Source organism: Ornithinimicrobium faecis (genome assembly GCF_023923225.1).
Taxonomy (GTDB): domain Bacteria; phylum Actinomycetota; class Actinomycetes; order Actinomycetales; family Dermatophilaceae; genus Ornithinicoccus; species Ornithinicoccus faecis.
In genome coordinates, this window is the sequence record NZ_CP099489.1 from 3,429,039 (window position 1) to 3,453,403 (window position 24,365).

At 67.0% G+C, this 24,365-nt stretch carries 22 protein-coding genes; 13 read left to right on the plus strand and 9 right to left on the minus strand.

What is annotated here, in order from left to right:
- Positions 1-8: 8 nt before the first annotated feature.
- The gene (locus NF556_RS16060) at positions 9-989 is read left to right on the plus strand and encodes a helix-turn-helix domain-containing protein (protein ID WP_252592032.1); all 981 of its coding nucleotides are present in this window, start codon (positions 9-11) and stop codon (positions 987-989) included.
- 73 nt (positions 990-1,062) lie between these two features.
- Here the strand turns inward: NF556_RS16060 and NF556_RS16065 are convergent, their stop codons facing one another.
- The 5 genes from NF556_RS16065 to NF556_RS16085 form a co-directional block, all read right to left on the minus strand.
- The gene (locus tag NF556_RS16065; RefSeq protein ID WP_345780122.1) at positions 1,063-1,767 is read right to left on the minus strand and encodes a response regulator; all 705 of its coding nucleotides are present in this window, start codon (positions 1,765-1,767) and stop codon (positions 1,063-1,065) included.
- On the minus strand, positions 1,694-3,328 hold the full coding sequence (locus NF556_RS16070) for a GAF domain-containing sensor histidine kinase (RefSeq protein ID WP_252592033.1): 1,635 nt from the start codon (positions 3,326-3,328) through the stop codon (positions 1,694-1,696). Before NF556_RS16070 ends, NF556_RS16065 begins: the two co-directional genes overlap by 74 nt.
- Positions 3,329-3,406: 78 nt before the next feature.
- Entirely contained in the window at positions 3,407-4,336 is a 930-nt protein-coding gene (locus NF556_RS16075) for a polysaccharide deacetylase family protein (protein ID WP_252592034.1), read from the minus strand.
- A gap of 41 nt (positions 4,337-4,377) precedes the next feature.
- Positions 4,378-6,747: a penicillin acylase family protein gene (locus NF556_RS16080; protein WP_252592035.1), complete on the minus strand. Its 2,370-nt coding sequence runs from the start codon at positions 6,745-6,747 to the stop codon at positions 4,378-4,380.
- 82 nt (positions 6,748-6,829) lie between these two features.
- Complete coding sequence (locus NF556_RS16085) at positions 6,830-7,285, minus strand: PaaI family thioesterase (RefSeq protein ID WP_252592036.1); 456 nt, start codon at positions 7,283-7,285, stop codon at positions 6,830-6,832.
- A gap of 169 nt (positions 7,286-7,454) precedes the next feature.
- On the opposite strand from NF556_RS16085, the gene NF556_RS16090 reads away from it, so the two are divergent.
- From NF556_RS16090 to NF556_RS16100, 3 genes are read left to right on the plus strand one after another with little or no spacing between them, the layout of a single operon-like run.
- On the plus strand, positions 7,455-8,051 hold the full coding sequence (locus NF556_RS16090; protein WP_252592037.1) for a tetratricopeptide repeat protein: 597 nt from the start codon (positions 7,455-7,457) through the stop codon (positions 8,049-8,051).
- 47 nt (positions 8,052-8,098) lie between these two features.
- Positions 8,099-8,464, plus strand: coding sequence for a hypothetical protein (locus NF556_RS16095; protein ID WP_252592038.1), 366 nt, complete (start codon positions 8,099-8,101; stop codon positions 8,462-8,464).
- Entirely contained in the window at positions 8,457-9,119 is a 663-nt protein-coding gene (locus tag NF556_RS16100; RefSeq protein WP_252592039.1) for a vWA domain-containing protein, read from the plus strand. Before NF556_RS16095 ends, NF556_RS16100 begins: the two co-directional genes overlap by 8 nt.
- Positions 9,120-9,381: 262 nt before the next feature.
- On the opposite strand, the gene NF556_RS16105 is transcribed toward NF556_RS16100, so the two are convergent.
- The 3 genes from NF556_RS16105 to NF556_RS16115 all read right to left on the minus strand — a co-directional run bounded on the left by NF556_RS16105 (position 9,382) and on the right by NF556_RS16115 (position 12,478).
- Positions 9,382-9,537: an MBL fold metallo-hydrolase gene (locus tag NF556_RS16105; RefSeq protein WP_252592040.1), complete on the minus strand. Its 156-nt coding sequence runs from the start codon at positions 9,535-9,537 to the stop codon at positions 9,382-9,384.
- Positions 9,538-10,127: 590 nt separating this feature from the next.
- Positions 10,128-10,421, minus strand: coding sequence for a DUF4287 domain-containing protein (locus NF556_RS16110; RefSeq protein ID WP_252592041.1), 294 nt, complete (start codon positions 10,419-10,421; stop codon positions 10,128-10,130).
- Between the two features lie 86 nt (positions 10,422-10,507).
- The gene (locus NF556_RS16115) at positions 10,508-12,478 is read right to left on the minus strand and encodes a bifunctional aldolase/short-chain dehydrogenase (RefSeq protein WP_252592042.1); all 1,971 of its coding nucleotides are present in this window, start codon (positions 12,476-12,478) and stop codon (positions 10,508-10,510) included.
- Between the two features lie 200 nt (positions 12,479-12,678).
- On the opposite strand from NF556_RS16115, the gene NF556_RS16120 reads away from it, so the two are divergent.
- From NF556_RS16120 to NF556_RS16135, 4 genes are all read left to right on the plus strand, one after another.
- The gene (locus NF556_RS16120) at positions 12,679-13,587 is read left to right on the plus strand and encodes a transketolase (protein ID WP_252592043.1); all 909 of its coding nucleotides are present in this window, start codon (positions 12,679-12,681) and stop codon (positions 13,585-13,587) included.
- Positions 13,587-14,654, plus strand: a complete 1,068-nt coding sequence (locus tag NF556_RS16125; protein ID WP_252592044.1) for a transketolase family protein — start codon at positions 13,587-13,589, stop codon at positions 14,652-14,654. The genes NF556_RS16120 and NF556_RS16125 overlap by 1 nt, the downstream gene beginning before the upstream one ends.
- Positions 14,651-15,751: a RuBisCO large subunit C-terminal-like domain-containing protein gene (locus NF556_RS16130; RefSeq protein ID WP_252592045.1), complete on the plus strand. Its 1,101-nt coding sequence runs from the start codon at positions 14,651-14,653 to the stop codon at positions 15,749-15,751. The genes NF556_RS16125 and NF556_RS16130 overlap by 4 nt, the downstream gene beginning before the upstream one ends.
- Before the next feature lie 246 nt (positions 15,752-15,997).
- The gene (locus tag NF556_RS16135) at positions 15,998-17,140 is read left to right on the plus strand and encodes a DUF5067 domain-containing protein (RefSeq protein ID WP_252592046.1); all 1,143 of its coding nucleotides are present in this window, start codon (positions 15,998-16,000) and stop codon (positions 17,138-17,140) included.
- Positions 17,141-17,210: 70 nt separating this feature from the next.
- Here the strand turns inward: NF556_RS16135 and NF556_RS16140 are convergent, their stop codons facing one another.
- A complete protein-coding gene (locus tag NF556_RS16140) occupies positions 17,211-17,927 on the minus strand; it encodes a GntR family transcriptional regulator (RefSeq protein ID WP_252592047.1) in 717 nt (238 codons plus the stop codon).
- Between the two features lie 160 nt (positions 17,928-18,087).
- Here NF556_RS16140 and mtnA point away from each other — a divergent pair, with 160 nt between their 5' ends.
- The 5 genes from mtnA to mtnK all read left to right on the plus strand — a co-directional run bounded on the left by mtnA (position 18,088) and on the right by mtnK (position 24,261).
- Positions 18,088-19,125, plus strand: a complete 1,038-nt coding sequence (gene mtnA / locus NF556_RS16145) for an S-methyl-5-thioribose-1-phosphate isomerase (protein ID WP_252592048.1) — start codon at positions 18,088-18,090, stop codon at positions 19,123-19,125.
- A 36-nt stretch (positions 19,126-19,161) separates the two neighbouring features.
- Positions 19,162-20,307 (plus strand): substrate-binding domain-containing protein, encoded by a 1,146-nt coding sequence (locus NF556_RS16150; protein ID WP_252592049.1) that lies wholly within the window; start codon positions 19,162-19,164, stop codon positions 20,305-20,307.
- Between the two features lie 88 nt (positions 20,308-20,395).
- Complete coding sequence (locus tag NF556_RS16155; protein ID WP_252592050.1) at positions 20,396-21,937, plus strand: sugar ABC transporter ATP-binding protein; 1,542 nt, start codon at positions 20,396-20,398, stop codon at positions 21,935-21,937.
- Between the two features lie 3 nt (positions 21,938-21,940).
- Positions 21,941-22,969: an ABC transporter permease gene (locus NF556_RS16160; protein ID WP_252592051.1), complete on the plus strand. Its 1,029-nt coding sequence runs from the start codon at positions 21,941-21,943 to the stop codon at positions 22,967-22,969.
- Between the two features lie 59 nt (positions 22,970-23,028).
- Positions 23,029-24,261, plus strand: coding sequence for an S-methyl-5-thioribose kinase (gene mtnK, locus NF556_RS16165; protein WP_252592052.1), 1,233 nt, complete (start codon positions 23,029-23,031; stop codon positions 24,259-24,261).
- The last annotated feature ends 104 nt before the right edge of the window (positions 24,262-24,365 follow it).

Consider the following 24,365-nt stretch of genomic DNA (forward strand, 5'->3'; position numbering starts at 1 on the left):
TAGGTGTCGTGGATCGGACATCATCAGCATGGGCAGCTCTCGGACTCGGACCTGCGGACCGCGAGATCTATCTCAGCGTCCTGGCCGGCGCAACGGACGAGGCAGCGATCCGAGAACAGACGGGGCGCACGACTCGCGAGGTCGCCGCCGCGCTCAGGTCGTTGCGTGAGCAGGGGTTGATCGGATCAGGCGCCGACGGCGGGGTGGTGGCAGGCAAACCGCTGCTGACCCTGCGGCGTGCCGCCGCCCACCTGCACACATTGGCCGGGGAGATCCTGGACGAGTCCACCCACCTGCAGGTGCTGCATGACCGGACCAACATCCCGGAGCGCAACCGCCCCGATCTGCAGGTGCTGAGCTCGACCGCCGAGGTGCAGCGGGCGTTCGCGGACCTGTTGTCCGGCGCCGAGGAGCAGGTCCTGGCCTGCGTGAAACCGCCCTTCCTGGCCACGGGCGATTTCGCCGAGGACGAGGACGAGCAGCTCCACCGCGGCGTGGAGTTCCGGGTCATCTATGATCCTGCCGCCCTCGAGTTCATGGGCGGCTTGGACCAGTTCACCTCCACCATGCCAGGCGGCGAGCAGGCCCGGGTCAGCGACGGGATCCCGCTGAAGATGTTCATCGTCGACCGGCAACGCGCCCTGCTCCTGCTCAGCGACGACGGCTCAGCAGACGACAGCGGGGCGGTGCTGGTGAGCGGGACCGGTCTGGTCGGCGCGCTGATCGCACTGTTCGAGACCGTGTGGACGCGGGCGTGGGACCTCACCGACCCTCCCCCGCCCGACGGCGTGGTGGTCGACGACCGCGATCGCACGATCATCTCGGCCCTGCGCCTTGGTGCCACGGACGAGGCCATCGCCCGGCGCCTGGGCGTCACCACACGCACGGTGGGGCGCCGCATCGCCCGACTGCACGAACTCACCGACACTCGGACCCGGTTTCAACTCGGCTGGCGGCTGGCGCGACTGACAGGGGACCCTCAGGAGTGACACCACTCACGGGTGGATTACGCCGTGAAATCGCGCTCGCCACGCTGCGTGGCGCAGCGCCCAAGGGTGGCTGTCAGAGCAATTGGCGCTCCATCAAGACTCGCACGAGCTCGCTCCGCCGCTTCACCTCGTAACGCCGCAGAAGGGCTCCGACGTGAAACTTGACCGTGTGCACGCTGACGTGCACCTCTGCTGCGATCTCGTGGTTGTCGTATCCCTCGGCGATAAATCGGACGATCGCTAGTTCGCGATCGCTGAGTGTCTGCGGTGCCGCCGACCCCATCGCAGTCAGAAGTGCCTGACTCGCGATCCTGGGATCGAAATGGGACCCGTCGCAGCGGATGGTGCGCAACCGGTCAGGCAGGCCAGCAGTGCTGGAGTCCTTGAGGATATAGCCGACCGCTCCCGCCCTGATCGCGGCCGCCAGAAGGTCCTCGTTGCCGAAAGCGGTGAACATCACGATCGAGACTTCCGGGAACTCAGAATGCAGCTCGGCACAGAGTGGGATGCTGTTCTCCCCGTCCAAGCGCAGGTCCAAGAGCAGGATCTCTGGTTGTTCGCGACGCAGTAGGTCAGCGGCCTCGCCTGCTTGAGAGGCCCCGCCACAGAACTCGAGGTCCGGTTCCCGTGAGGCCATAGCTTCGAGTCCGAGGAGCACGATGTCATGGTCATCGACAACGCAGAACCGGATGGGAGGGGTCACTTCACCACGTCCTGGGCACGCGCAGATGCACCGTGGTGCCCGCATCGGGGCTGGACGTGACGTCCAGGTGACCATTAACCGAGCTGGCCCGGCGAAACATCGACGACAACCCGAAGTGACCACCGCGGACGAGGCCTTCGAGTGCCCCCTGCAACTGGGCCGAGCCATGGCCGTCATCACTGATCAGCAGTTCCACTGTGTCTGGTCCGCTGATGATCTCCACCCGCTCGGTTTGAGCAGCTGCGTGTCTCAGCGAGTTCGTCAGCGCCTCGACGCCCACCTGGACGAGCACCTCCGCGACATTGTGTGGCAAAGTCTCGTGCTCGATCACCGGGCTCAGGTAGATGTTGCGCTCCGCGCCAGGTCTCAGCGGGACATCAGTAATTTGCTCCACCACCGCACCAAGCTCGGTGACGCCGGTGGATGGGTGCAGGATCAGACCGCTCAGTTCCTCCCTGAGCGTGGTCAGGGCTTCCTCCGCTGCCACCTGAATCTGGGCGATCGACTGGCTTGTGGCCTCGTGCTGAGCAGAGGCCGATGCCTGCTCGGCGGTGAAGCCAATCTGCACGAGCGACCGGACGACTGAGTCATGGATCGCGTGCGCGAAGTCCTCACGCAGCCGCGTCGATTGGGACTCGCGCACCGCGTCCTGGTAGTGAGGCTCCCCCATGAGCAACCCGAGGTACTCGGCAAACTCCTCCAGAACGCGCTCGTCGGTTTCACTGAAAGGGGTCGGGGTTCGGTTGCCGATATAGATCACGCCTCGCACAGCACCACCGCTGAAGAGCGGTGCGGCCATCGCCGAGGAAATCCCCTCCACCAGCGTCTCGCTGACCGGAGGGGCCTTGAGTCGGTCGTCGTCGGCGTAACGCAACGTCCGCACAACCTTGCCCTCGCTGCGGGCCAGCCCACCCAGCCCCTGCTCAAAGCGCATCCGCAACTGCCGGAACTGCGGTGTGTTGACGTTGGCCATCGAGGCGAAGTAGTACTTGGTCGTTTCCGACTCCTCCGGCAGCGCCAGGTAGGCGGTGTCGGAGCCGAATATCTCCCGGGCCGAGGCGACGAGGGAGGTCAGCCGCCCCATCCGGCCGACACCCGTCGGTCCACTATCCAGCACGGCACGGACCGCGTCACCCAGATTGCGTTGCAGCGCAAGAGTGCCCTGCAGTCGTGAGGCGTTGAGCGTCTCGACCAGACGCCCGATCTCGGCACGGTGCAACTGATCGGACAGATCGGGCATGGCCGAGTTGGCGTCTTGAACGCCGATCAGTGCGACTCCGCGCCCGTACGGGTCCTGCCAGGGGATCGACACTGCACTGTCGAGGACGAGAGTGAACGGTCGTAGTGTTGAGGTCGCAGACAGCCCCGAGACTGTGCGCGGCTGATCAAGGTCGAGTCGCTGATTCAGCACCAGGCGCTCGTTGCCCATGGCGGCCGGACCCTCGACATCACAACTGTCGGACAGGACGAAGTATCCGTGCGAAGGTGACATGCCGGTTGGGCGGTAGAGCGCGACGGCACGGTCGCCCAAGAACGGTGTCCGCAGTTCCTGTAGCACTGCCTGGAGGCTCGTGAAGACCGCGCGGGAACCCGCTCCGTCTGCCCAGTAGATGCGGGCTGCGGGGTCCATCGCCATGGTGGTCCTTCCGAGTGTCGATAGCCGGCCGGCACCACGACCAAGTCTAGGTCGCGGTGCCGGCCCCTCTGACGATGGTCAGGCCTGCGCGCGAACCCAACTGGAGTCGGCCGGTGCCTCTTCCACGCCACGGATGTCTTCCGCTGCCATCATCGCCTTGTCGTCCTCGTCGTCGACCCACGTCGCGACGATCTCCTCAAGGGTGGCGAACCAGACACCGTCCTTTCCAGCCATGTGCTCGATCAGCCGCTCGTACCACAGCATGTGGTGCGGCTGCCCGATGATCTGTGGGTGCACACAAGACGCGAAGACGGCGTTGTCCACCCGCTCGTAGGCGTAGTCGAAGATGTCCTGCCAGCGGCGCAGGATGGTCTCCGTGTCCTGCATCCCAGTCTGGGCCCCGGTGTAGCCGAGCGGTGGAAAGTCATCGAGGTACCAGTTGACCGGCACCTCCAGCACTTGGCTTGCCTTCCCCGGCACGTTGCCCTTCTCCCAGTTCACCTGCCACCGACGGGGGTGGTAAGGAACGAGGTCACGAGCCATCAGGCTGCTGTCATAGGTGAACCCAAACTCCTCGACCAGGTCGAGGGTGTTGTCGCTGTAGTCCCAGTACGGCGACCGGTAGCCGACCGGCCGCACTCCGAGCACCTTGTCGAATGAGGTGAACGCCAACTCCATGAGCCGACGCTCGGTCTCGACCGTGATGCCCGGCGGCACCTCGTGGTAGTAGCCGTGGTGGCCGAATTCGTGCCCCGCATCCTGCACCTTCTTGCACCAGTCGGAGAAGGTGTCGACGGTGTGTCCCGGGGTGAACCACGTGGTCTTGACATCGAAGCGATCGTAGAGCTCGAGGAGTCGCGGGACGCCGACCTCGGCACCGTACTCGCCGCGTGACATGAAGGAGGGGCTTGGACGGTTGAATCCGCCGAGCCAGAGTGACTGGGCGTCAAAGTCGGTGCCCAGGTTGACCGCGATCTTCTTGCCCTCAGGCAGTTGCAGGTGTCCCATCAGGTTCCTTTCCTTGCGGGGTGATTCGTGATGTGTTGTGGTTAGTCAGTGCGCGGGGTCAGCCGGATTCGTCGTTCTGTCGCCTCCTCGACCTTGTCCCGCGAGTAGAGCAGCGGGAAGGCCTCCCCGGCAGCCCATGGCTCGAACAGGTCGGTGTAGTGGGAGTCCCGCAGATTGCCGGATTGGCCCGGGGCGTTCATCGCCAGCGAGGAGTCCCATTCGCCCACGTCAACAACAAGCCGGAAGGTTGACCCGGCGGACTGGACGAAGTTCGGTCCGTATGCCGTGTTGCCGGCTGTGTCGCCACTGCCTCCCCTGGGCAGGGGGCCGACCTCGAGCAGCCGGTCCTCCACTCCGGTAAGACGCGCCTTCAGCGGGTGCGCGGCCTTGCTCACGTGCAGGGCTCCCCAAGTCCAACTGTCCCGGTCCGATCCGAGCAACTGCTCGATGTCGGCGACGGCGGCCGGAATGGTCTGCACCACGGCCTCGGCCAAGAACTGTTCTGGATCGGGGCCGAGCTCCTTGCCAGGCGTCTCGATCAGACGCAGTTCGACGCGCGCATCCGCCAGCAAGTCCTCCTTGTTAGCAATCCGGGCCAGGACGTGCTGTGGGTCGCCGTCGGTGACCTGCGCGACGGCGCGCGCCAGCACGGCTGGGCGCAGGTGACGCCGAAACCACACCTCAAAGAGCAGGCCCGGCCAGGATTCCGCGCGGAGGTCGCCGTCCCAGGCCAACAGGGCTGCCAGTCCGTCAACGGCACCGGCATTCTCGATCGGCAGGTCACGCACGGCCGCCAGGATCCTCTGGGCAGGGATGCTCACGAAGTCGTTCTGCAGCAACGACATCCGTTCTGGCGTGGCATCAGTCGTCTGGCTCAGGACATTGTCCAAGCGGTGCCGGCGATAGGGCGCATACCAGTCGTAGGTGATGTGCCGGTCCTCTGGAAAGTCCTCTGGCAGGTTCATCTCGTTGGCGGTGGCCACCCACCCACCCTCGGGGTTGGCGACACCGGGCAACTGGTCCATGTCGTAGAACCCATCCCACTCGTATCGACCGTCGCCGGGCACTGGCAGGGTGCCGTCCCAGTTTGGGCGAATGGGGGTCAACCCACCGGTTTTCCAGCCGATGTTCCCCTGGGTGTCGGCATAGACCTGGTTCTCCGGCGGCGCGCCCCATCGGTTCATGGCAGCGAGGAACTCGTCCCAGTCGCGGGCTCGCATGTAGTCCATGCTGCCCAGGTAGGGGGCCATCCCGGGTTGCAGCCAGGCCGCGCGCACCGCGAAGGCGGTCCCAGCCTCCTGGTCGCGGTAGATGACTGGTCCGTGCCGGGTGAAGAGCAACTCGATCGACTCGCTGTCGCCGCCGCCCACCTCGACGGAGTCGCCCACCACCGTCATCGGCTCCCATCGATCCTGGTAGCGGTACTCGAGCGGGTTGTCCGGGTTCAGCTCATAGACGTAGAGGTCCTCCTGGTCGATGGCGAAGATCGTCAGTCCGAAGGCGATCTGTCCGTTGTGGCCGATGCTGATGCCGGGCAGTCCAGGCTCGCCGCCACCGATGACATCGAAGCCGGGGGCGCTGAGGTGGGACAGGTAGCGCAGCCCGGGCAGGGCCGCGGCCGCCCGGTGCGGGTCATTAGCCAGCAGCGGTCGCCCCGAGGCGGTGCGCTGCCCGGCCAGCACCCAGTTGTTGCTGCCTTCTGGCAGCACCTTGCCCTGTGCAGCGGTCGGGTCAACTGGCCCGAAAGCGGGAGGGGTGGTGGCGAGATCGTAGACCGCGAGGACGTCGTCCGGGATCACGCTCAGGTCCAACCCGTCGGGGACCTGGAGCGGCCGTGCGGGTTCCCGTGTGCGGCGCAACTCCTCGACCTCTGGGCCGAAGTCACGGATGGTCAATGCACGGGCGACCTCCTCCCGGAGGTTGTAGAACAGGCCGTGGCTGCGGATCCGCGCGACATCCTCCGGATCCCACAGGGCCGGCTCATAGCCCAACTCGTGGAACTCGACAGGCAGCAGGCTCGGATCGGATCGCGTCAGCTCCACGAACGAGTTGATGCCTTCCACGAAAGCGGTCGCAGCGCGCTTGGTGTCCGAGCCGTAGGCCAGCCACTCCGCGTGCATATCGCCTCGGAAGAGGAATAGCCGAGCCGCTCGGTCCCGCTCCACATGCTCGGGACCGAAGACTTCAGAGAGTTGTCCGAGGCCGCGTCGTCGCCAGAAGTCGATTTGCCACAACCGATCGCGGGCGGCATTGAAGCCCTGCGCGCGGAACGCGTCGTAGGTGCTCTGCGCGTAGATGTGCGGGACGCCCCACCGGTCCACCAGGATCTCCACCGGTTGCGTCAACCCTGCGATCGGGAAGATATCTTCCGCGGCGGATGGGTGATGCGTGCTCTGGTTGCTGGGCTCCATGAATCGAGTCAAACAGCATGGATGGCACGCTGGCGGTCAGACTTTGCGGAGTCGAATGGCTAAACCATGACTAGCCAGATGGCTAAGCCGGCTTCGGCGACTTATCAGCCGACTCGTCGCGTCGGCCTGGATCGGCCACATTCACGCGCCCGTGGGCGACGGCACACAGGCGAGAGTCGCCGGCCACGCGCAGGTCGGCCCGACACACGGCCAGACGGCGACTGGAGTGCACCACCTGGGCGGTGACGGTCAGGACGCCCTCTCGAGCAGGGCGCAGATAGTCGATCGACACTCCGGCCGTCAGCACCTTGGGCCCGAGCACGCTGCCGGCGGCAAAGGTGATCGCGTTGTCCGCGGCATACGCCCAGACTCCCCCGTGGACAAAGCCGAACTGCTGGCAAAGGTCGTCTCGGATCGGCACTTCGATGGTTGCGACGCCGGAGCCGAACTCGGTGATGCGCGCTCCGATCAGCTCACTGAACGGCTGCGCGGCCAAGACGCCTTGGGCAAAGAGCAAGGGGTCGTCGGGCGGTTCCATGGTGCTCCTTCGATGCGGGGCTGCAGCAGACACTGCACGTCAAACACTCTGTCAGAGGCAACGCGGCAGCACTCATCCTTCAGTTAGCCCATGGGAGCTGCAGTCGTGGGAGCGGGCTCCGACTCCGGCATGATCTCCTCCGTCAGTGGGCTGCCCTACCGTCACGACTATGCGACAACCGCTGACCCACGACCACGTGCTCGATCTCGAGCGGACCTACGACGACGCTGCACCCGAAGAGTTGCTGGAATTGGCTGAGCGACTCTTGGTCATGGCCGAGGAATCTCAACCGGGCGATGAGATTGACCAGAGCACGCTGCACGCGCTGGCCGGTCAGTATTTTCGCGACGGCGGTGACTTGACCAGAGCCGAGCATGCCTTGACCTTGGCGGCCCGCACACCGTCGCGCAGCGACGCGATGGACCCGCGCTGCTTTCTGGTGGGCGTCTACCTTGCCCAAAGGCGCCTCGCTGACGCCGCCAACCTGGACAACGTGCTGCGCAAGAGTCGGATGGAAGAGCTACCCGCCTACTCCGTGCTAGGCGAGATCTGGCACGAGCACGACCCGCAGAGAGCCGTGGGATGGTACAACCGCGGCATCGAGCTTGCCGAAAGGACCGACGATGTGGAGGGTGCCTTCACGCTCCTGTGCATGGGCCGCTGGAGCGTGCGCAAGGAGCTGGGTCACGATCCAGACGCGTATGACCGGATCGCCCAGCACGCGATGAGGACCCTTAAGCAGGCCGGGGTTGATCCCTCAAGATAGGTGCGCAACTATTGCGCGTGTGCAGATTCTGCACATACACTCATGTCATGAGCGACGAACTGACCACCCGCTACACCGAGGCCGTCACCGCCCTGGGCGAGGTTGACCTGACCTCCCCCACCGTCGCGGTGACCTCGCTGACTCGGGCACGGGACGTCGTCCAGTCGGCGCTGGATGAGGCGATGGCTCAGGCCGTGACCCACGAGGGCACCTCGGTGCGCCAGGTCGCTGCGCTCGCAGGCATCGCCCCCAACAGCGTCTCGCCGCGCCTGGCACGCTCGGCCACGCTCTCGGCATACAGCAGACAGGGCCGGGTCGACGCCGAGGGGATCACGCTCGCCCGGGCCGACCACCACCAGGACGAACCGATGCGGTTCGTCCGACGCACCACCAAGGGGAACAACCGTGACTGACCCGAACTACACCCACCTGGCCTTCCTGCTCGACGCCTCCGGCTCAATGGCCGGCATCAAGAGCGACGTCGAGGGCGGCTTCGACGCCTTCATCGCCGAGCAGCGCAAGGAGCCCGGCCGCTGCACCGTCACCCTGGCCGACTTCTCCAGCCCCGGCGACTATGTCGTGCGCTATGCCGGCAAGGACCTGGCCAAGGTCGAACCGCTGTCGCTGCACCCGCGCGGCATGACCGCCCTGCTGGACTCGATCGGACGACTGGTCACCGAGACCGGGCAGTTCCTCGCCGACCTCCCCGAGGACCAGCGGCCCGGCCTGGTGATCGTCGGCATCATGACCGACGGGCACGAGAACAGCTCGCAGGAGTGGACCCACGCTGGCATCAAGACCCTGATCGAGACGCAGGAGCAGACCTACAACTGGGTCTTCCACTATCTCGGCGCCAACCAGGACGCCATCGAGGTCGGCGCCAACCTGGGCGTGCGTGCCGACTCTGCCCTGACCTATGCCCCCGCGGCAGCCGGGTCGGCAATGGAGGCCTACTCCGCGTCGCTGAGCTCACTGCGCGGCGCCGTCGCCCGGGGCGAGGACGTCGAGTCCGCCCGGCGTGGCTCGGCCTACACCGCGGCCCAGCGCAAGAAGGCGGGCAAGAACTGAGGCGGCTCGTGCGACCTCAACTCGGCAGAGTCCGGCCTTCCTACTAGGCAGATTCCTGTGGTCTCGCCGGGTGTTTGACCGCGTCCGCATTCGGTGGTGTTCCAGGAGAGGGAACACGTGGGCGAAGTGGAACAGGTGAGGACGTAATCCGGAGCGTCCACCCGGACTACTGGTCCATGGTCATCTGCAGCGGCGGCTCATCGGGCTGATAGGTCGCGCCCATCGGATAGTCCCTGCCCGGCTCACCAGACATCTCGATGTGTCACCCCATCACATGGGTGACGGGCCGAGCGTCGGCAAAATCCACCAGCCGCTCCAAGCTCGCCGTGAGCGCGGGCAGGTCGAACCCATAGAGCCGCCCCGGATAGACCGTGTCGCCCGTGAGCAGGAACCCCGTCCACGGGTCGAAGATCGCCACCGACCTCCTCCAGTTCCTTCCCGATCACCGTGGTGTGCGGACGCTCGGCGAGCTGGGCATCACCGGCCACATGGTCACCGTGGGCGTGGCTGTGCGCCACCACCAACTCACAGTCACTGTCGGAATGGCCATCGCGCGGGTGCTTGTCCAACCAGGCTGAAAGGAACAGGAAGGGTGCCTCGAATGTGACGTCCTTGCTCTGCCGCAGGATGACCGTGTGCTCGTCATAGTGGTGCACCTGCAGCAGTGGGTCGGCGCGACCCGTCGACCGCGATCCGTGGACCCACTGCACGCCGAGGTCCCCCTCGACCGGGCCTCCACTGAAGTCCAGCACGTCGTCACCCACTCTCGCGACCGCCCCCAGTCAGTATGCCGCGTGGCTCAGACAGTGCGCTCGTTCCCTGCTCGGTGGTCACCGTTGCGTCGACGGGCGCGGCGCGACGCTGCGCGCGCGTGACGACTCTCAGCCCAGGGCGACGCCGCGCGGCCGCAGGATCGGCAGTAGGGGCCCACGGGTGACTGAGTCACCACAGGACTCACCCACCCGTGTCCCCACCATGCGCGGTCGCGACCCGGCACCCTCTCGCGGCTCAGGCCTCTTGGCTGCGGACCACGACCCCGTCCAGTCGCAGCACCGCAGACTCATCCCGGTGCGCCCCGGTCGTCCCGACGTGCTTGTCGTTGATGCCGGGGCCGTTCTTGATCACGTGCACCAGCGCCATGCCGTGGCCACGACCGAGATCGAACTCGGCCTTCAGCCACTCCAGGATGGGGCCAGCCTTGGTGTCCGGACCGAAACCCTCGGCGTGCGCGAGATCGACGAGCTCTTGCGGTGTGCGACCGGTCTTCGCCTCAGCGGCATCGAGGTAGGCCTGGAATGACATGGTGGGTGATCCTCTCGTGGGGCGGCTCTGCCCATCATCGACCGCGTCGGTGACCGAGAAGTCATCGGTGCACTCAGACTGTGCGTTCAGAGCGTCCGCTCGCTCCCACCGTCGACGGCCACCTGTGCGCCCGTGGTGCACGCGAAGGTGTCATCCACCATGGCGCGCACCATCCGCGCGACGTCACGGCTCGTCACCTCTGCGCTCAGCAGGTTGCGCCTCTTGTAGTCCTCCACCGACATCCCGTAGTGCTCGGCCCGGCTGGCCAACAGTTCCGGGGTCCACAGCCCGGTATCAAAGACGGCGTCGGGGTGCACCGTGTTGACGCGGATCCCGTCCGGCGCCCACTCCAACGCCGCCACCCGGCACAGTTGGGTCAGGGCGGCCTTGGAGGTGGAGTAGGCCGCTGCGCCCTTGCCGGGAGCCGGCACGTTCTTGGAGGACACGACGGCCACCCGCGCACCGGAGGGTGCGAGCGCCAGCAGCGGGTGCACCGCGCTGAAGAGGGCGGCGACAGAGTCGACGTTGACGGCCATCGTCTTGCGCCACTGGTCGGCCGTCAGGTCGGCGATGTCCTGGCTCTGCGGGAAGATGCCCGCCGAGATCACCACGATGTCCACGCCGCCGAAGCGCTCGACAGTCTGCGCCAGGGCGCGCTGCACCTGGTCGGGGTCGGTCACGTCGACGGTCAGCCCGAGCCAGGCCTGGTCGGTGAAGGCGTCTGCCGTGTCCGCTGCGAGGTCCCAGCCGGCGACCGCAGCACCGGCGGCCATGAGCTCCTGCGCGCAGGCCCGTCCGATCCCGGAGGCAGCGCCGGTGACGAGCGCCACCTGCCCCTCGAGCGGTTTGGGCTTGCCAGCGGCCTTGAGCTTCAGCTGCTCGAGCACCCAATACTCCAGGTCGAAGATGTCGCCCGCGGGCAGCGCGACATAACCGCCCTGCCCCTGCGCCAGCTCGATCGTGTCGAGGGTGTGCGAATAGATGTCCTCGGTGATCCCGGTCTCGCGGGCCGTGCGCCCGAGCGAGAGCATCCCGAGCTCGTCATCGAGCACCACGCGAGGAGCTGGGTCGAGCATGGTCAGCTCGAGACCACGCCGGTCCTTGTGCGCAGCGAAATAGTCCTCGTATGCCGCGGCGAACCCCGCCACGTCCCTGCCCATGAGTGGGGTGCGCTTGGTGTAGAGCACGTGGTCGGGCGTCATCGGTCCCTGCTGAGTCGTCTCCCGCAGCACCGGGTCGGTGAGGAAGGCGGAGACCTGGCCGTCGGTGCGCCGGCGCATCACCAGCGGTTTGCCGGCCACGCCGCTGATGGCGGCGCGCAGCTCCGCGAGCGCCAGCACCTGGTCCGCGGCCGACGTGGATGAGGATGTGGTGGCCGAGGCTTGGGCCTCGTGCTCGGGCACCTCGCCGAGCAGTGCGCGGGCCTCGGCGATCATCTGCTCGTGCCGGACCAGTGCCTCGCTCGGGGTGTCGCCCACGGCGAACAGCCCGTGGTTGAGCACCACGATGCCCTCGGTCCCCTCGTGGGCCTGCTCCTGCCAGGCGGCAAAGCAGGCCTCTCCCAGGTCGGGTCCGGGCATGACGTAGTCCACGATGACGACGCGATCGCCATAGAGCTCCTCGACCTTCGCCCTGCCACCCTCGGTGTTGGTGATGGCCAGGACCGCGTCGGCGTGGGAGTGCAGGACCGCGGCGTGCGGGACCAGCGCGTGCACGAGGGTCTCGACGGAGGGGTTCGGGGCCTTGGCGTCCAGGCTGGCGGCACGCAGTTCGTTGCCGAGCTCCAGGTCACCCATCTTCACCGGCGGCAGCAGCTGGCGGAGCCGCTCCAGGCGCAGCGGGGCAAAACCGACCCGCCCGATGGTGGCCAGGTCGTGGCCGCTGCCCTTGATGAACAGCACCTCGAGCTCGTCACCGGTGATGTCCTGCCAGGTCGCCTTGACCGAGGTGTTGCCGCCACCGTGCAGCACGAGCGAGGGGTCTGCCCCCAGTGCCCGGGAGGCCTGCACCAGGTCGTCAAGCAACTCCAGCGCACGGGGACTCAGCCGGTTTTCCATGGGACGCCTCTCTCACGCAACGTGTCTCACTCAAGCCAGTTGTCCGACAACCTAGCATCGACAATGCTGATGCGACCCCTTCCGCAGCACGGCGACCTCGTCGTAGGCTGCTTGGGAAGTTGTCAGACATCTCGCGTCGGCAGCACGCGTCCGCCAGAGCCACACGTCAACCAGAGCCACACGTCAAGGAGTGAGCGCAGATGGAGCCAGACCTCGATCGGATGGCCGAGATCGCCCAGGGCATCCGCCGCCGGGTGCTCGAGCACACGGTCAAGAACAACGGCGGCTACATGAGTCAGGCGTGCTCGGCCGCCGAACTGCTCGCCGCCTGCTATGGCGGGGCCATCCGCCTCGCGGAGGTCGAGGCCCCCTATGAGCCTCCACCGTTCACGCAGGTCCCGGCACCCGGGCTCGACCCGATCTCCGGTGCCGTCGTGCACGGACCGGCCTCCCCCGGAGCCGATCGCTTCATCATCTCGCCGGCGCACTACGCCCTCGTGGTCTATGCCGCCCTCATCGAGACCGGTCGGCTGGCCGAGCACGCCCTGGAGCAGTTCAACGCCGATGGCAGCACCGTCGAGATGATCGGCGCCGAGCACTCCCCCGGCTTCGAGACCACCACCGGCTCCCTGTCCCAGGCCCTGTCACAGGCGGGCGGCATCGCGCTGGCCCGCAAGCTCAAGGGTGACACCGGCCGCACCTGGGTCTTCCTGTCCGACGGCGAGTTCCAGGAGGGGCAGACCTGGGAGGCCGTGCAGGCCCTGGCCCACCACCACGTCAGCGGCGTGCGCGTGATCGTCGACGTCAACCAGGCCCAGTGCGACGGCCCGATGGAGGACGTCATGCGCATCGAGCCGGTCGCCGACCGGCTGCGGGCGTTCGGCGCGAGCGTGGACGTGGTCGACGGCCACGACCTGACCGCCCTGACCCAGGCCATGGATCGGGAGAGCGACAAGCCGCACTTCGTGCTCGCCTACACCGACCCCGCGCGCGGCCTGCCACTGCTGGAGGAGCGCCGCCCCGTCCTGCACTATCTGCGATTCACCAGCGAGGACGAGCGGGCGAAATATGCCGACGCCTATGCCGAGCTGGCCGGAAGGAGCCTGTGATGACCCAGCAGACACCCGTGACCGGAGACCAGCCCGCCCCCGGCGAGCTGGTCCGCCGCCCCCACCTGCAGAACTTCATCGACTGGAGCGCGGACAAGCCCGAGGTGCTCGTCCTCACCGCCGACCTCACCAACTCGTGCGAGGTCGGGCCGTGGCGCGACACCTATCCCGAGCGCTATTTCTCGATGGGCATGGCCGAGCAGAACATGATGGGCTTCGCCGCTGGCCTGGCCCGCGAGGGCTTCGAGCCGTGGCTGCACACCTTTGCGGTCTTCCTCTATCGCCGCCCGCTCGATCAGCTGCTGATGTCCGTGGCCTATCCCGCCCTGCCGGTCCGGCTCATCGGCTTCCTGCCCGGCGTGACCACCCCCGGCGGCGTCACGCACCAGGCGATCGACGACCTCGCGGTGCTGCGCTCGGTGCCCAACCTGACCATCCTGAGCACCGGCGACGCCACCGAGGTGGAGAGCGTCCTGGACGTCATCCACGAGCAGCCCGGCCCGGTCTATGTCCGGATGCTGCGCGGCGAGATGCCCCGGCTGTTCCCGCAGTCCGAGCCCTTCGCGCTCAGCCGCGCCCGGGAGCTGGGACCCGACCACTCGGCATACGGCAGTGATCATGTCCTGGTGCTCACCGAGGGGATCTGCACCGAGGAGGCCATGCGCGCGCTGCCGGCCGTGCGCGAGCGGGGCGTGGAGGTGCGCCACCTGCACATCTCGACGCTCAAGCCGTTCGACGACCCGGCCGTGCTCGATGCCCTGGCCGCTGCTGGCGGCGGGGTGATCACGATGGAGAACCACCTGCGCACGGGTGGGCTCGGGTCGGCCGTCGCCGAGGTGATGGCGGACGCGGGCATCGGCAACCGGCTGGTGCGGCTCGGGCTCGACGACACCTATGCCCACGGCGCGTCGCAGGGGCACCTGCTGGCGGAGTATGGCCTGGACGCTGCGGCCCTGGTGCGCGCGGTCGAGGGACTGGTCGGTCAGGATCTGGCCATCACCTCCGAAGACCTGACCGAGCTGCGGGTCGCCGACGTGCACAGCTCGGCCAAGGCGGAGGCGCTGTGAGCGAGCTCGGGGCGGATCCCACGCGGCTCTATGTCCGCTATGCCGTCGCCGGCGACGTCGCGGCGGTCGCCGAGGCGATCCGGGTCGAGCAGACCATCGAGTTCCCCGCCGACCTGGCGCCCGAGTGGATCCAGCAGGAGGTGGTCGGCCGGGTCGAGAGCCAGGACGAGGACGGCGTGGTCATCTCGTTTGCTCCTGGTGTGTATGCCGGGGGGCTGGGTCAGGTGCTCAATGTCCTGTGGGGCAATGTGTCCCTCTTTGAGGGTGTGCGGGTGGTCCAGGTGCAGTTGCCCGCGGCGGAGCACCTGGGGTTGCGTGGGCCGCGGTTTGGCGGCGCAGGGATGCGGGAGCTGCTTGGCGCGCCCTCGCGCCCGCTGCTGGCGACGGCCCTGAAGCCGATGGGCTCGTCCTCCGACGAGCTCGCTGCCACTGCAGCTGTCCTCGCCGAGGCGGGCATCGACCTGATCAAGGACGACCACTCCCTGGGCGACCAGCCGTGGTCGACGTGGCGCGAGCGCGTGGCCCGGTGCACCGAGACCGTGCGCGAGGCCAACGAGCGCGCGGGCACGGCGGCGCGCTATCTGCCCTCGCTCAATGTGCCGGCTCACGAGGTCTTCGAGCGGGCGCACGAGGCGAAGGAGTTGGGGGCCGGCGGGCTGCTGGTCCTGCCTGGCATCAGCGGCTTCGACACGATGCGGGCACTGGCCGATGACGACGACCTGGGCTTGCCGATCATGAGCCACCCCTCGATGCTGGGCTCGCACGTGGTCAACCCTGCGCAGGGGCTGGACCACGGCATCCTGCTGGGCCTGGTCAACCGGCTGGCGGGAGCGGACATGGCGGTCTTCCCCAATGCCGGCGGACGCTTCGGCTTCTCGGTGGAGCAGTGCGCACAGATCCGGGACGAGTGTGCTGCCGAGCGAGCGGGACTGGCGTCAGCGCTGCCCACGCCCGGTGGCGGCATGACACTGGAGCGGGTGCCCGAGATCCTGGACCTGTTTGGCCAGGACGTGGTGCTGCTGATTGGTGGCGCCTTGCACCGCGGTGACCTGCGGGCCAACGCGACCGCGTTGCGGGAGGCCGTCGAGACGCACTGACGTCGCGGCGGTCGTCAGCAGTGGCTTCATCGGCCCTGCTTTCGCCCCATTTCACTAGCAGCACCCCGCACTTCTTTACCTTGTCTTTGCCTGATCTTGAGCCATGCTAAAGTCTCCAACCGTTGCAGATCGAGTCGCTAGGGCCATCACAACTAGTCCGCCAGACGCCACGCCTGCCACGAGCAAGAGACAGACGCAGCGCGAAATGTGTTGTGCCGCAAATAGATTTGGGACTCGAGGGTTAAGATGAACAAAGTGACGGGGTCATTCGCGAGCGCGATGTGTGTGCTTGCCCTCACACTCAGCGGGTGCGGCGGATCCTCGCCGGAGGACGAAACTCCCGCTGAGGCCAATGCGGAGGCGGTCACACAGGAGCCCGCCTCGGAGAGCAGTAGTTCACCTCAGGCCAGCTCTGAGCCGTCCGCTCCAGTGGCCGAGCCCGCTAGCGATACTTCGTCGAGCGACGACGAAGCTGCTGACGGAGACTCATCCTTCGCGGATGGGGTTCTGACGACACCAGACCTGAAGATCGTGATCACTGAACACAAAGTGATCCCGGCGGGTGAACCAGGCAATGAGTACAGCGACAAACCGGTCCTCGCGTTCTGGTACGAGACCACCAACCTGACCGACGAAGACGTCAGTCCGATGGACTTCATCTTCTACTTCGAGGCGTACCAAGACAACAACCCCAACGCGGAAAACCGGTTGGAGGTGTCCAGTCTCCCGGATGACAAGTTCCGGGAGACCCAGATGGAGAACATCAAGAAGGACGGCACTGTCGAGAACGCCATGGCCTATGAACTCGACGACGAGACGACCCCCGTCGACCTCGTCGCATCAGACTTCATGACCGAGTTCGGCAAGACCACTTACAACCTGGATGGCTCGGTCTCGGACGCCGCTCCAGAGGACGCGAGCGAGCCCACCCCCGCCGTAGAGGAGGACTCCGAGAGTGATGCCGGCGGCGAGTCCGCTGCGGGCGAGCCCACGTTCGAAGACGGAGTGCTCACAACCTCGGACCTGAAGATCGTGATCACTGACCACAAGGTGATCCCCGCAGGTGACCAAGGCAACGAGTACGGCGACAAGCCTGTCATCGCGTTCTGGTACGAGACCACCAACCTGAGCGACGAAGACGTCAGCCCGATGGACTTCCTTTGGCACATTGAGGCCTACCAGGACAATAACCCGAACGCCGAGAACACCCTAGAGGTCGCCGGACTCCCTGACGACCAGTTCCTAGACACGCAGACGGAGACCATCAAGAAGGGTGGCACCGTCGCGAACGCGATGGCTTACGAACTCGACGACGAGACAACCCCTGTTGACCTCGTAGCATCAGACTTCATGACCGAGTTCGGCAAGACCACCTACGACCTCGAGTAGGGCCGGTCGGAGCCGGTCCAATTCTCCCACTGGCACCTCCTGGGGAGGTCCGCATCTTCCTAAGAATGGGTCAGACGGTGCGGACCAGGGAGAAGGAGTAACGCCCCTCGATGAAGTAGGTGCGCGAGTAGAGGATCAACTCCCCCGTCGCGTCGTGGTGCAGCTGGTTGAGCAGCAGGAACAGCTTGTGGGTGGCCGCCTCGCTGCCCCATCCGACGTGGTTGGACTCGACGGCGTGCACCTCGGCGAAAGCGGTCACCGGCACGCGGTTCAGGCGGGTCTTCATGAACTCGAACAGTGAGCCCGTGAGCTCCTCCGGGTCGAAGTCCTTGGGCAGCAGGCTGGCCGGCATCAGGTCGTAGGAGTAGGCCATCACCTCGCCGTCGGCCAGGACGGTGCGCCGGATCTCCAGCACCTGCGTGTCACCGGACACCTCCATGCGCGCGGCCTCCTCCGGAAGCACCGCGCGCAGGATGCGGCTGGCATAGACCATGTCGGGCACGTGGCCGTCCGCGCGGATGGACTCCGTGATCGAGTCGAGGCGCTCCAGGCCAGTGCGGACGGCAGGTTGTTCGACAACAAAGGTGCCAACCCCGTGAGATGTCTTGACAAGTCCGAGCGCTTCAAGCTCCCTGAGCGCGGCCCGGACAGTCGGTCGGGAGACGCCAAACTGTGACCCGAGCTCGGCCTCTGGAGGCAGCTTGGCTCCTGCGGGGTATTGGTCCGCTGCCAGTGCGCTGCGCAGGTCCTCCGCCACGCGGGAAACGAGCGTGCCGCTGCGGGCCATGCATCCTCCCAGTGCATCGTGCGCCCGGCGGTCCCGGGCGGTTGCCGAAGACACTGTACGCGCAACGCTTCACGAAGTCGTCCCCATCTATTGACAACCTGTTTGCCTCCGCTTACGTTTGCTCAACAGTTGTCAGACAACGTCGTTGCGGAGGAAACACATGGTGCTGGCCGTCGAGTGGGTCGAGACCCCCGAGCCGATGATTCGGTTGCTCGATCAGACCGCGCTGCCTGCGCAGGAGACCTACCTCGACATCACCACGGTGGATGCCCTCGTCGACGCCATCCAGACGCTCGCTGTGCGCGGGGCACCCGCCCTCGGAGCCGCTGGCGCGCTCGGCGTCGTCGTGGCGATGCACCAGGGCGCTCGGGACGGCTGGGACGACTCCCGCCTGCAGTCCGAGATCGATCGGATCCGTCTGGCTCGTCCCACGGCAGTGAACCTGGCCTGGGGCGTTGACCAGGTCCGCGGCGGGATGACACAGGGTGTCGATCAGGTGCTGACGCTGGCCCGCGGTGTCGTGACCGACGACGAGGCCGCCAACCGGCAGCAGGCCCGTCTGGGCGCCGACTGGATCCTGGAGCGCACCGGGCTGGAGCGCGTGCGGGTGGTGACCCACTGCAACACCGGCGCGCTGGCGACGACCGCCTGGGGAACGGCATACGGGATCATCCACGAGCTGCACGACCGCGACCGTCTCGGCCTGGTCTATGCCGACGAGACCCGTCCCCTGCTGCAGGGGTCCCGACTGACCAGCTGGGAGCTCACGCAGGACGGCATCGAGCACGTTGTCCAGGTCGACGGGGCCGCTCCCAGCACGATCCTGCGGGGCCTGGTCGACGTCGCCATCATCGGCGCCGACCGGATCACCGCCAACGGCGACACCGCCAACAAGGTCGGCTCGGTCTCCCTGGCGCTGGCCTGCGCCCGCGCCGGGATCCCCTTCATCGTGGCCGCCCCGTCCTCGACCGTCGACCTGGCCACCGCGACCGGTGACGAGATCGTCATCGAGCAGCGCGACCCGGAGGAGGTCGTCAACTTCGGCGGCCGCCGCACCGCCCCCGAGGGTGCCGTCGGCTTCAACCCGGCCTTCGACGTCACACCCCACGACCTGATCAGCGCCGTCGTCACCGAGCGCGGCGTGGTCGAACCAGCCAACACACCCCACCCCAACCTGCTCGCGAGGATCGCGGGCTGAGCAGATCGCAGCCACCGCTGCAAGGAGAGGAAGATCATGAGGAACAGCAAGGTTCTTCTGGCAGGACTGCTTGGCGCATCCGTCTTCGCGATGTCCGCGTGCAGTCAGGGCGACGCCGAGGGCGACGAGCCCACCGAGGAGGGCACCACCGCGGAGGCCGCTGACAGCACGGCAGGCGGCGCCACCGACGAGGCGGAGGTCACCGAGGCTGCCGCCGAGGCACCCGCACCGTTCGACGGCGACGGCGTCAACATCGCCATCGTCCAGCAGAGCGGCCAGGGCGACTACTTCCAGCAATACCTCAACGGCACCCGCCAGCAGGTCGAGGCGCTGGGCGGTGAACTGGCCGTCTTCGACGCCCAGGGCGACAACGCCACGCAGGCCTCGCAGCTCGACCAGGCGATCGCCAGCTCGCCCGATGGCATCATCGTGCGGCACGGCTTCCCGGACACCCTGTGCCCGGGGGTCAACAAGGCGATCGAGGCCGGCATCCCGGTCATCATCTATGACGTCGAGATCCAGGAGTGCGCACCCGACGCCATCCAGACCCAGCAGTCCGACATCGAGATGGCCTCACTCGTCCTTGACCAGATGGTCGAGGACGTCGGCAGCGACGTCAACGTCGGCTATGTCAACGTCGCCGGCATCGCCCCGCTGGACCGCCGCGACGGGGTGTGGCAGGAATACAAGGCCGACAACAACTGGACCGAGCTGTTCAAGACCGGCACCTACACCAACTCCAGCGCCACCGACACCGCCCCGATGGTCAGCAACGCCCTGAAGGCCAACCCGGACGTCGCGGCGATCTACGCGCCCTATGACGAGCTGACCAAGGGCACCCTGTCGGCCCTGGAGCAGAACCCGGACCTGACCGATGTCCTCGTCTATGGCGCGGACATCTCCACGGCCGACATCGAGCTGATGAAGGCTGAGGGCAGCCCGTGGGTGGCGACCGGCGCGACTGACCCCAACGCCATCGGCGCCACGGTCACCCGCACCCTGGCGCTGCACATGGCCGGTGAGCTCGAGGAGACCAAGGTGGAGTTCCCGCCGATCCTGATCACCGCAGACTTCCTGCGCGAGAACGACGTCAACAACATGGAGGACCTGCGGGCGGCCGAGCCGGCCCTCAACATCTCCGACGTCTCCTCCGCCGACTGGATCCCGACCGTCACCTTCTGATCCACAGCATGGGGGCGGCGGCCGGCCACAGACCGGCTGCCGCCCACCCGTGCAGGCAACCACACGGCATACGAGCAGGGAGGACCACGTGCAGGACGAACCCAGGACGGACCCGACCGGGTCCGGTGACGTGGCCCTGCGCCTGACCGACATCACCAAGGACTTCGGCCCCAACCGGGTCCTCAAGGGCGTCACGATGGACCTGCGGGCCGGGCGGGTCACCGCGCTGCTCGGTGCCAATGGCGCCGGCAAGTCCACGCTCATCAAGATCCTCAGTGGCATCTATGAGAAGCAGGACGGATCGGTCCAGGTCGCCGGTGCGGACGTCGACATCACCACGCCGATGACGGCCGCCCAGCACGGCATCCAGACGGTGCACCAGCGCATCGACGACAGCATCATCCCGGACCTGACCGTCGCCGAGAACCTGGTCTTTGAGGAGTTGGTGCGCGGCGCACTGCCGCGCGTGCGCAGCCTGAAGGCCCTGCTCCCCCGCGCCCGCGAGATCGCCTCGAGCCTGGACCTGGGCTGGTCGGACACCTTCCTGCTCAAGGACGCCTTCGAGATCAGCATCGCCGACGGCCAACTGCTCCTGCTGGCCCGTGCGCTCAACCAGCGCCCCAAGGTGTTGATCCTCGACGAGCCGACGTCCACGCTGTCCGCAGCAGAGGCCGATCGACTGTTCACGCTGGTGCGCAGGCTGCGCGACGACGGCGTGGCGATCATGTATGTCACGCACCGGCTCAGTGAGGTCCGCGCCCTCGCCGACGACCTGGTCGTCCTGCGCGACGGCCGCCTCCAGCAGGAGCAGACCACCCCCTTTGACATGCCGGCGGCGGTCGAGGCGATGCTCGGCAAGGCGATCCAGGTCGAGGCCGACTCGCTGACCGAGCACCGGGGCGAGCAGGTCGCCCTGCAGCTGCGCGGCCTGCAACTGCTCCCCCGCTCGGCGCCGCTCGACCTGGATCTGCGCTATGGCGAGGTCACTGGTGTCATCGGGCTCATCGGGGCGGGCAAGACCGAGCTGGCCCAGGCCATCTTTGGCGTGGACCGCCTGCGCGCCGGGACGATGCAGCTGGACGGGACCGACTTTGCGCCGCGCTCCACCGGTGCCGCGGTGCGCCGCGGGATCTATCTGGCCCCCGAGGACCGGGCCGCCCAGGCGATGCTGCCGGGCTGGACCCTGGCGACCACCGGCAGCCTGCCGTTCCTGTCCTCCATCAGCCCAGGGTCGGTGATCAACCGTCGCGCCGAGCGCAAGATGGCAGCCGACATCATCAACTCCTATGGCGTCGTGGCCACCGGACCCGACCAGGAGATGGATGCCCTCTCCGGCGGCAACCAGCAGAAGGTGGTCGTCGCTCGCTGGTTGCGCCAGTCGCCACGGATCATGCTCCTGGACGAGCCCTTCCGCGGAGTCGACCTCGGCGCCCGGCGAGAGATCGCCGGCAAGGCGCGCGAGCAGGCCGCCAACGGTGCCTGCATCGTGGTCCTGGTCAGCGACGTCGAGGAGCTGCGCGAGGTCGCCGACCGGGTGGTCGTCCTCGCCGAGGGCCAGATCTACCTCGACGCCCATGCGTCCGAGATCGACAACAGCACCATCATCGCGAGCATGTCGGAGGTTGCTTGACCCATGGCTGGAACCACTGTGGACACCACTGCCCTGGATCGGGCCCGTGACGTGATCGTTAAATACGGCTTCATCGCCGTCACGATCCTGCTCTTCATCTATTTCGCGCTGACCGAGCCGGCCTTCGCCACGTCCTCCTCGATCTTCTCGATGCTCAAGTTCGTCTCCGTGACGGCCATCCTGGGTCTCGGGATCATGTTCACGATGGTGGTCGGCGGGCTGGACCTCTCGATCGGCTCGGTGGCCGGGCTGGCCGTGCAGATGGCCGCCATGACGATGGTCTTCTACAACATGACCGGCTTCACCGCCGTGGGCGTGGTGATGCTGGCCGGCGTGCTCGTCGGCCTGATCAACGCCTTCCTCATCGTCGTCTGCAAGATCCCCGACCTGCTGGCCACCCTCGGCATGATGTTCGTCATCCAGGGCGCCAAGCTCATCCCGGTCTCTGGCCAGTCGGTCACCAGCGGCATGGTGACCCGGGACGGGTCAGAGGCCCCGGGCCGCTTCACCGAGGGGTTCCTGCAGATCGACCGTGGCTTCGTCGGCCCGATCCCCCTGCCCGTCGTCATCATGCTGCTGCTGGTGATCGCCTCCTGGTTCTTCCTGAGCCGGACCACGTGGGGACGGGTCATGTATGCCATCGGCGCGAACCCCGAGGCCGCCCGGCTGGCGGGTGTGCGGGTGGGCTTCTATCGCGGCCTGGCCTATGTCATCTCCGCGATGCTGGCCTCCGTCGGCGGCCTGATCCTGGTCTCGCGCATCGGCCAGGGCGACGTCAACGCTGGCGCGTCCAGCCTGCTCGAGGCAGTCGCCGTGGCCCTGGTCGGCCGCTCGGTCCTGGGCGCTGGCAAGCCCAACGCCTGGGGCACCCTGCTCGGCGCCGTCCTGATCGCGATCGTGCTGACCGGCCTGACCATGAAGGGCTTCCAGTACTACCACCAGGACACCGCCAAGGGCGCCGTTCTGATCCTCGCGCTGATCTTCTCCTACACCCTGTCCCGCAAGAAGATCCGTTATGTCTCAGCAACCTGACCCCACGCACGCAGCCTCCACCCACGGGGCGTCCACGCACGAAAGAAGAGTTCACGCACATGGCGCACGACTATGAGTTCCTGACGGTCGACACGGTCGCGGACTACATCCGCACGGTGCCCACCCTGGCGGACCTGATCGACCCGGACGACCTGGTGTCCGTGGACGAGATCGGTGACGGCAACCTCAACCTGGTCTTCGTCGCCAAGGACTCCGCTGGCCGGGGTCTGTGCCTGAAGCAGTCGCTGCCCTATGTGCGCATGACTGGCCCGGACTGGCCGATGACGCCGGAGCGCTCCCGCCTCGAGGCTGACTCGCTGCGCATCCACGCTCCGTTGGCCCCCGGTCTGGTCAGCGAGGTCCTCCACTACAACCACGACCGGTTCATCATCGCGCTGGAGGACCTGAGCGACCACACCGTGTGGCGCGCCGCCCTCAACGAGGGACTTGTCCATGATGGCGCGGCGGCGGCAGCTGGCCGTTATGTCGCGGGCGTGGCCCTGGGCACCTCGGTCCTCGGGCTGGAGCGCGAGGAGCTGGCTGAGCGCCTGGCTGCCTCGGTCAACCCGCAGCTGTGTCAGATCACCGAGGACCTGGTCTTCACCGAGCCGTCGGTCGATGCCGGCCGCAACAGCACCATCGAGGCCAACGCCCAGGACGCCGTCGAGCTGTCGGTCGACGCCGAGTTTGTGGCCGCGATGGGCCGGGCCAAGTGGTTGTTCATGACCAAGGCCGAGGCGCTGATCCACGGTGATCTGCACACCGGATCGATCATGGTGCGCAGCCCGGAGGGCAACACCGAGTGCGACAGCATCAAGGTCTTTGACTCCGAGTTCGCCTTCTATGGCCCGGTCGCCTTCGACCTGGGGGCGCTCTGGGCGAACTACACCATCGCCGCCGCCCGCGCCTTTGCCCTCGGCGAGGACGACCGCGCGCAGTGGGCCCTCGCGCTGGTCACGCAGACCTGGGATGCCTTCGAGGAGGAGTTCCGCCGTCGCTGGCCGGACCGGCTGGACCAGCGGGTCTGGGGCGATCCGTTCCTCGAGGAGTTGCTGGCCACGTGGCAGCAGGAGGCCTGGCTGTTCGCGGCGGCCAAGATGTCCCGCCGGATCGTCGGAGCAGCGAAGACGACGGACATCGAGACCCTGCCGGAGAACCTGCGCGAGGGCGCTGCCCGCGGCGTGCTGCAGACCGCACGCCGGGCAGTCCGTGAGGCTGCCGCCGACAGCTCGCCCAAGGCGTTCACAGCCCTGGCGAGCGAGATCCTGGTGAGCACCCGCACGGCCACCTGATGGACACGGGTGAGTGAGTCACCACAGGACTCACTCACCCCTGCCCGCCAGGTGCGGCCACCGGTGGAGGAGTCACCTCACCCTGATCTATCCCGCGCACCACA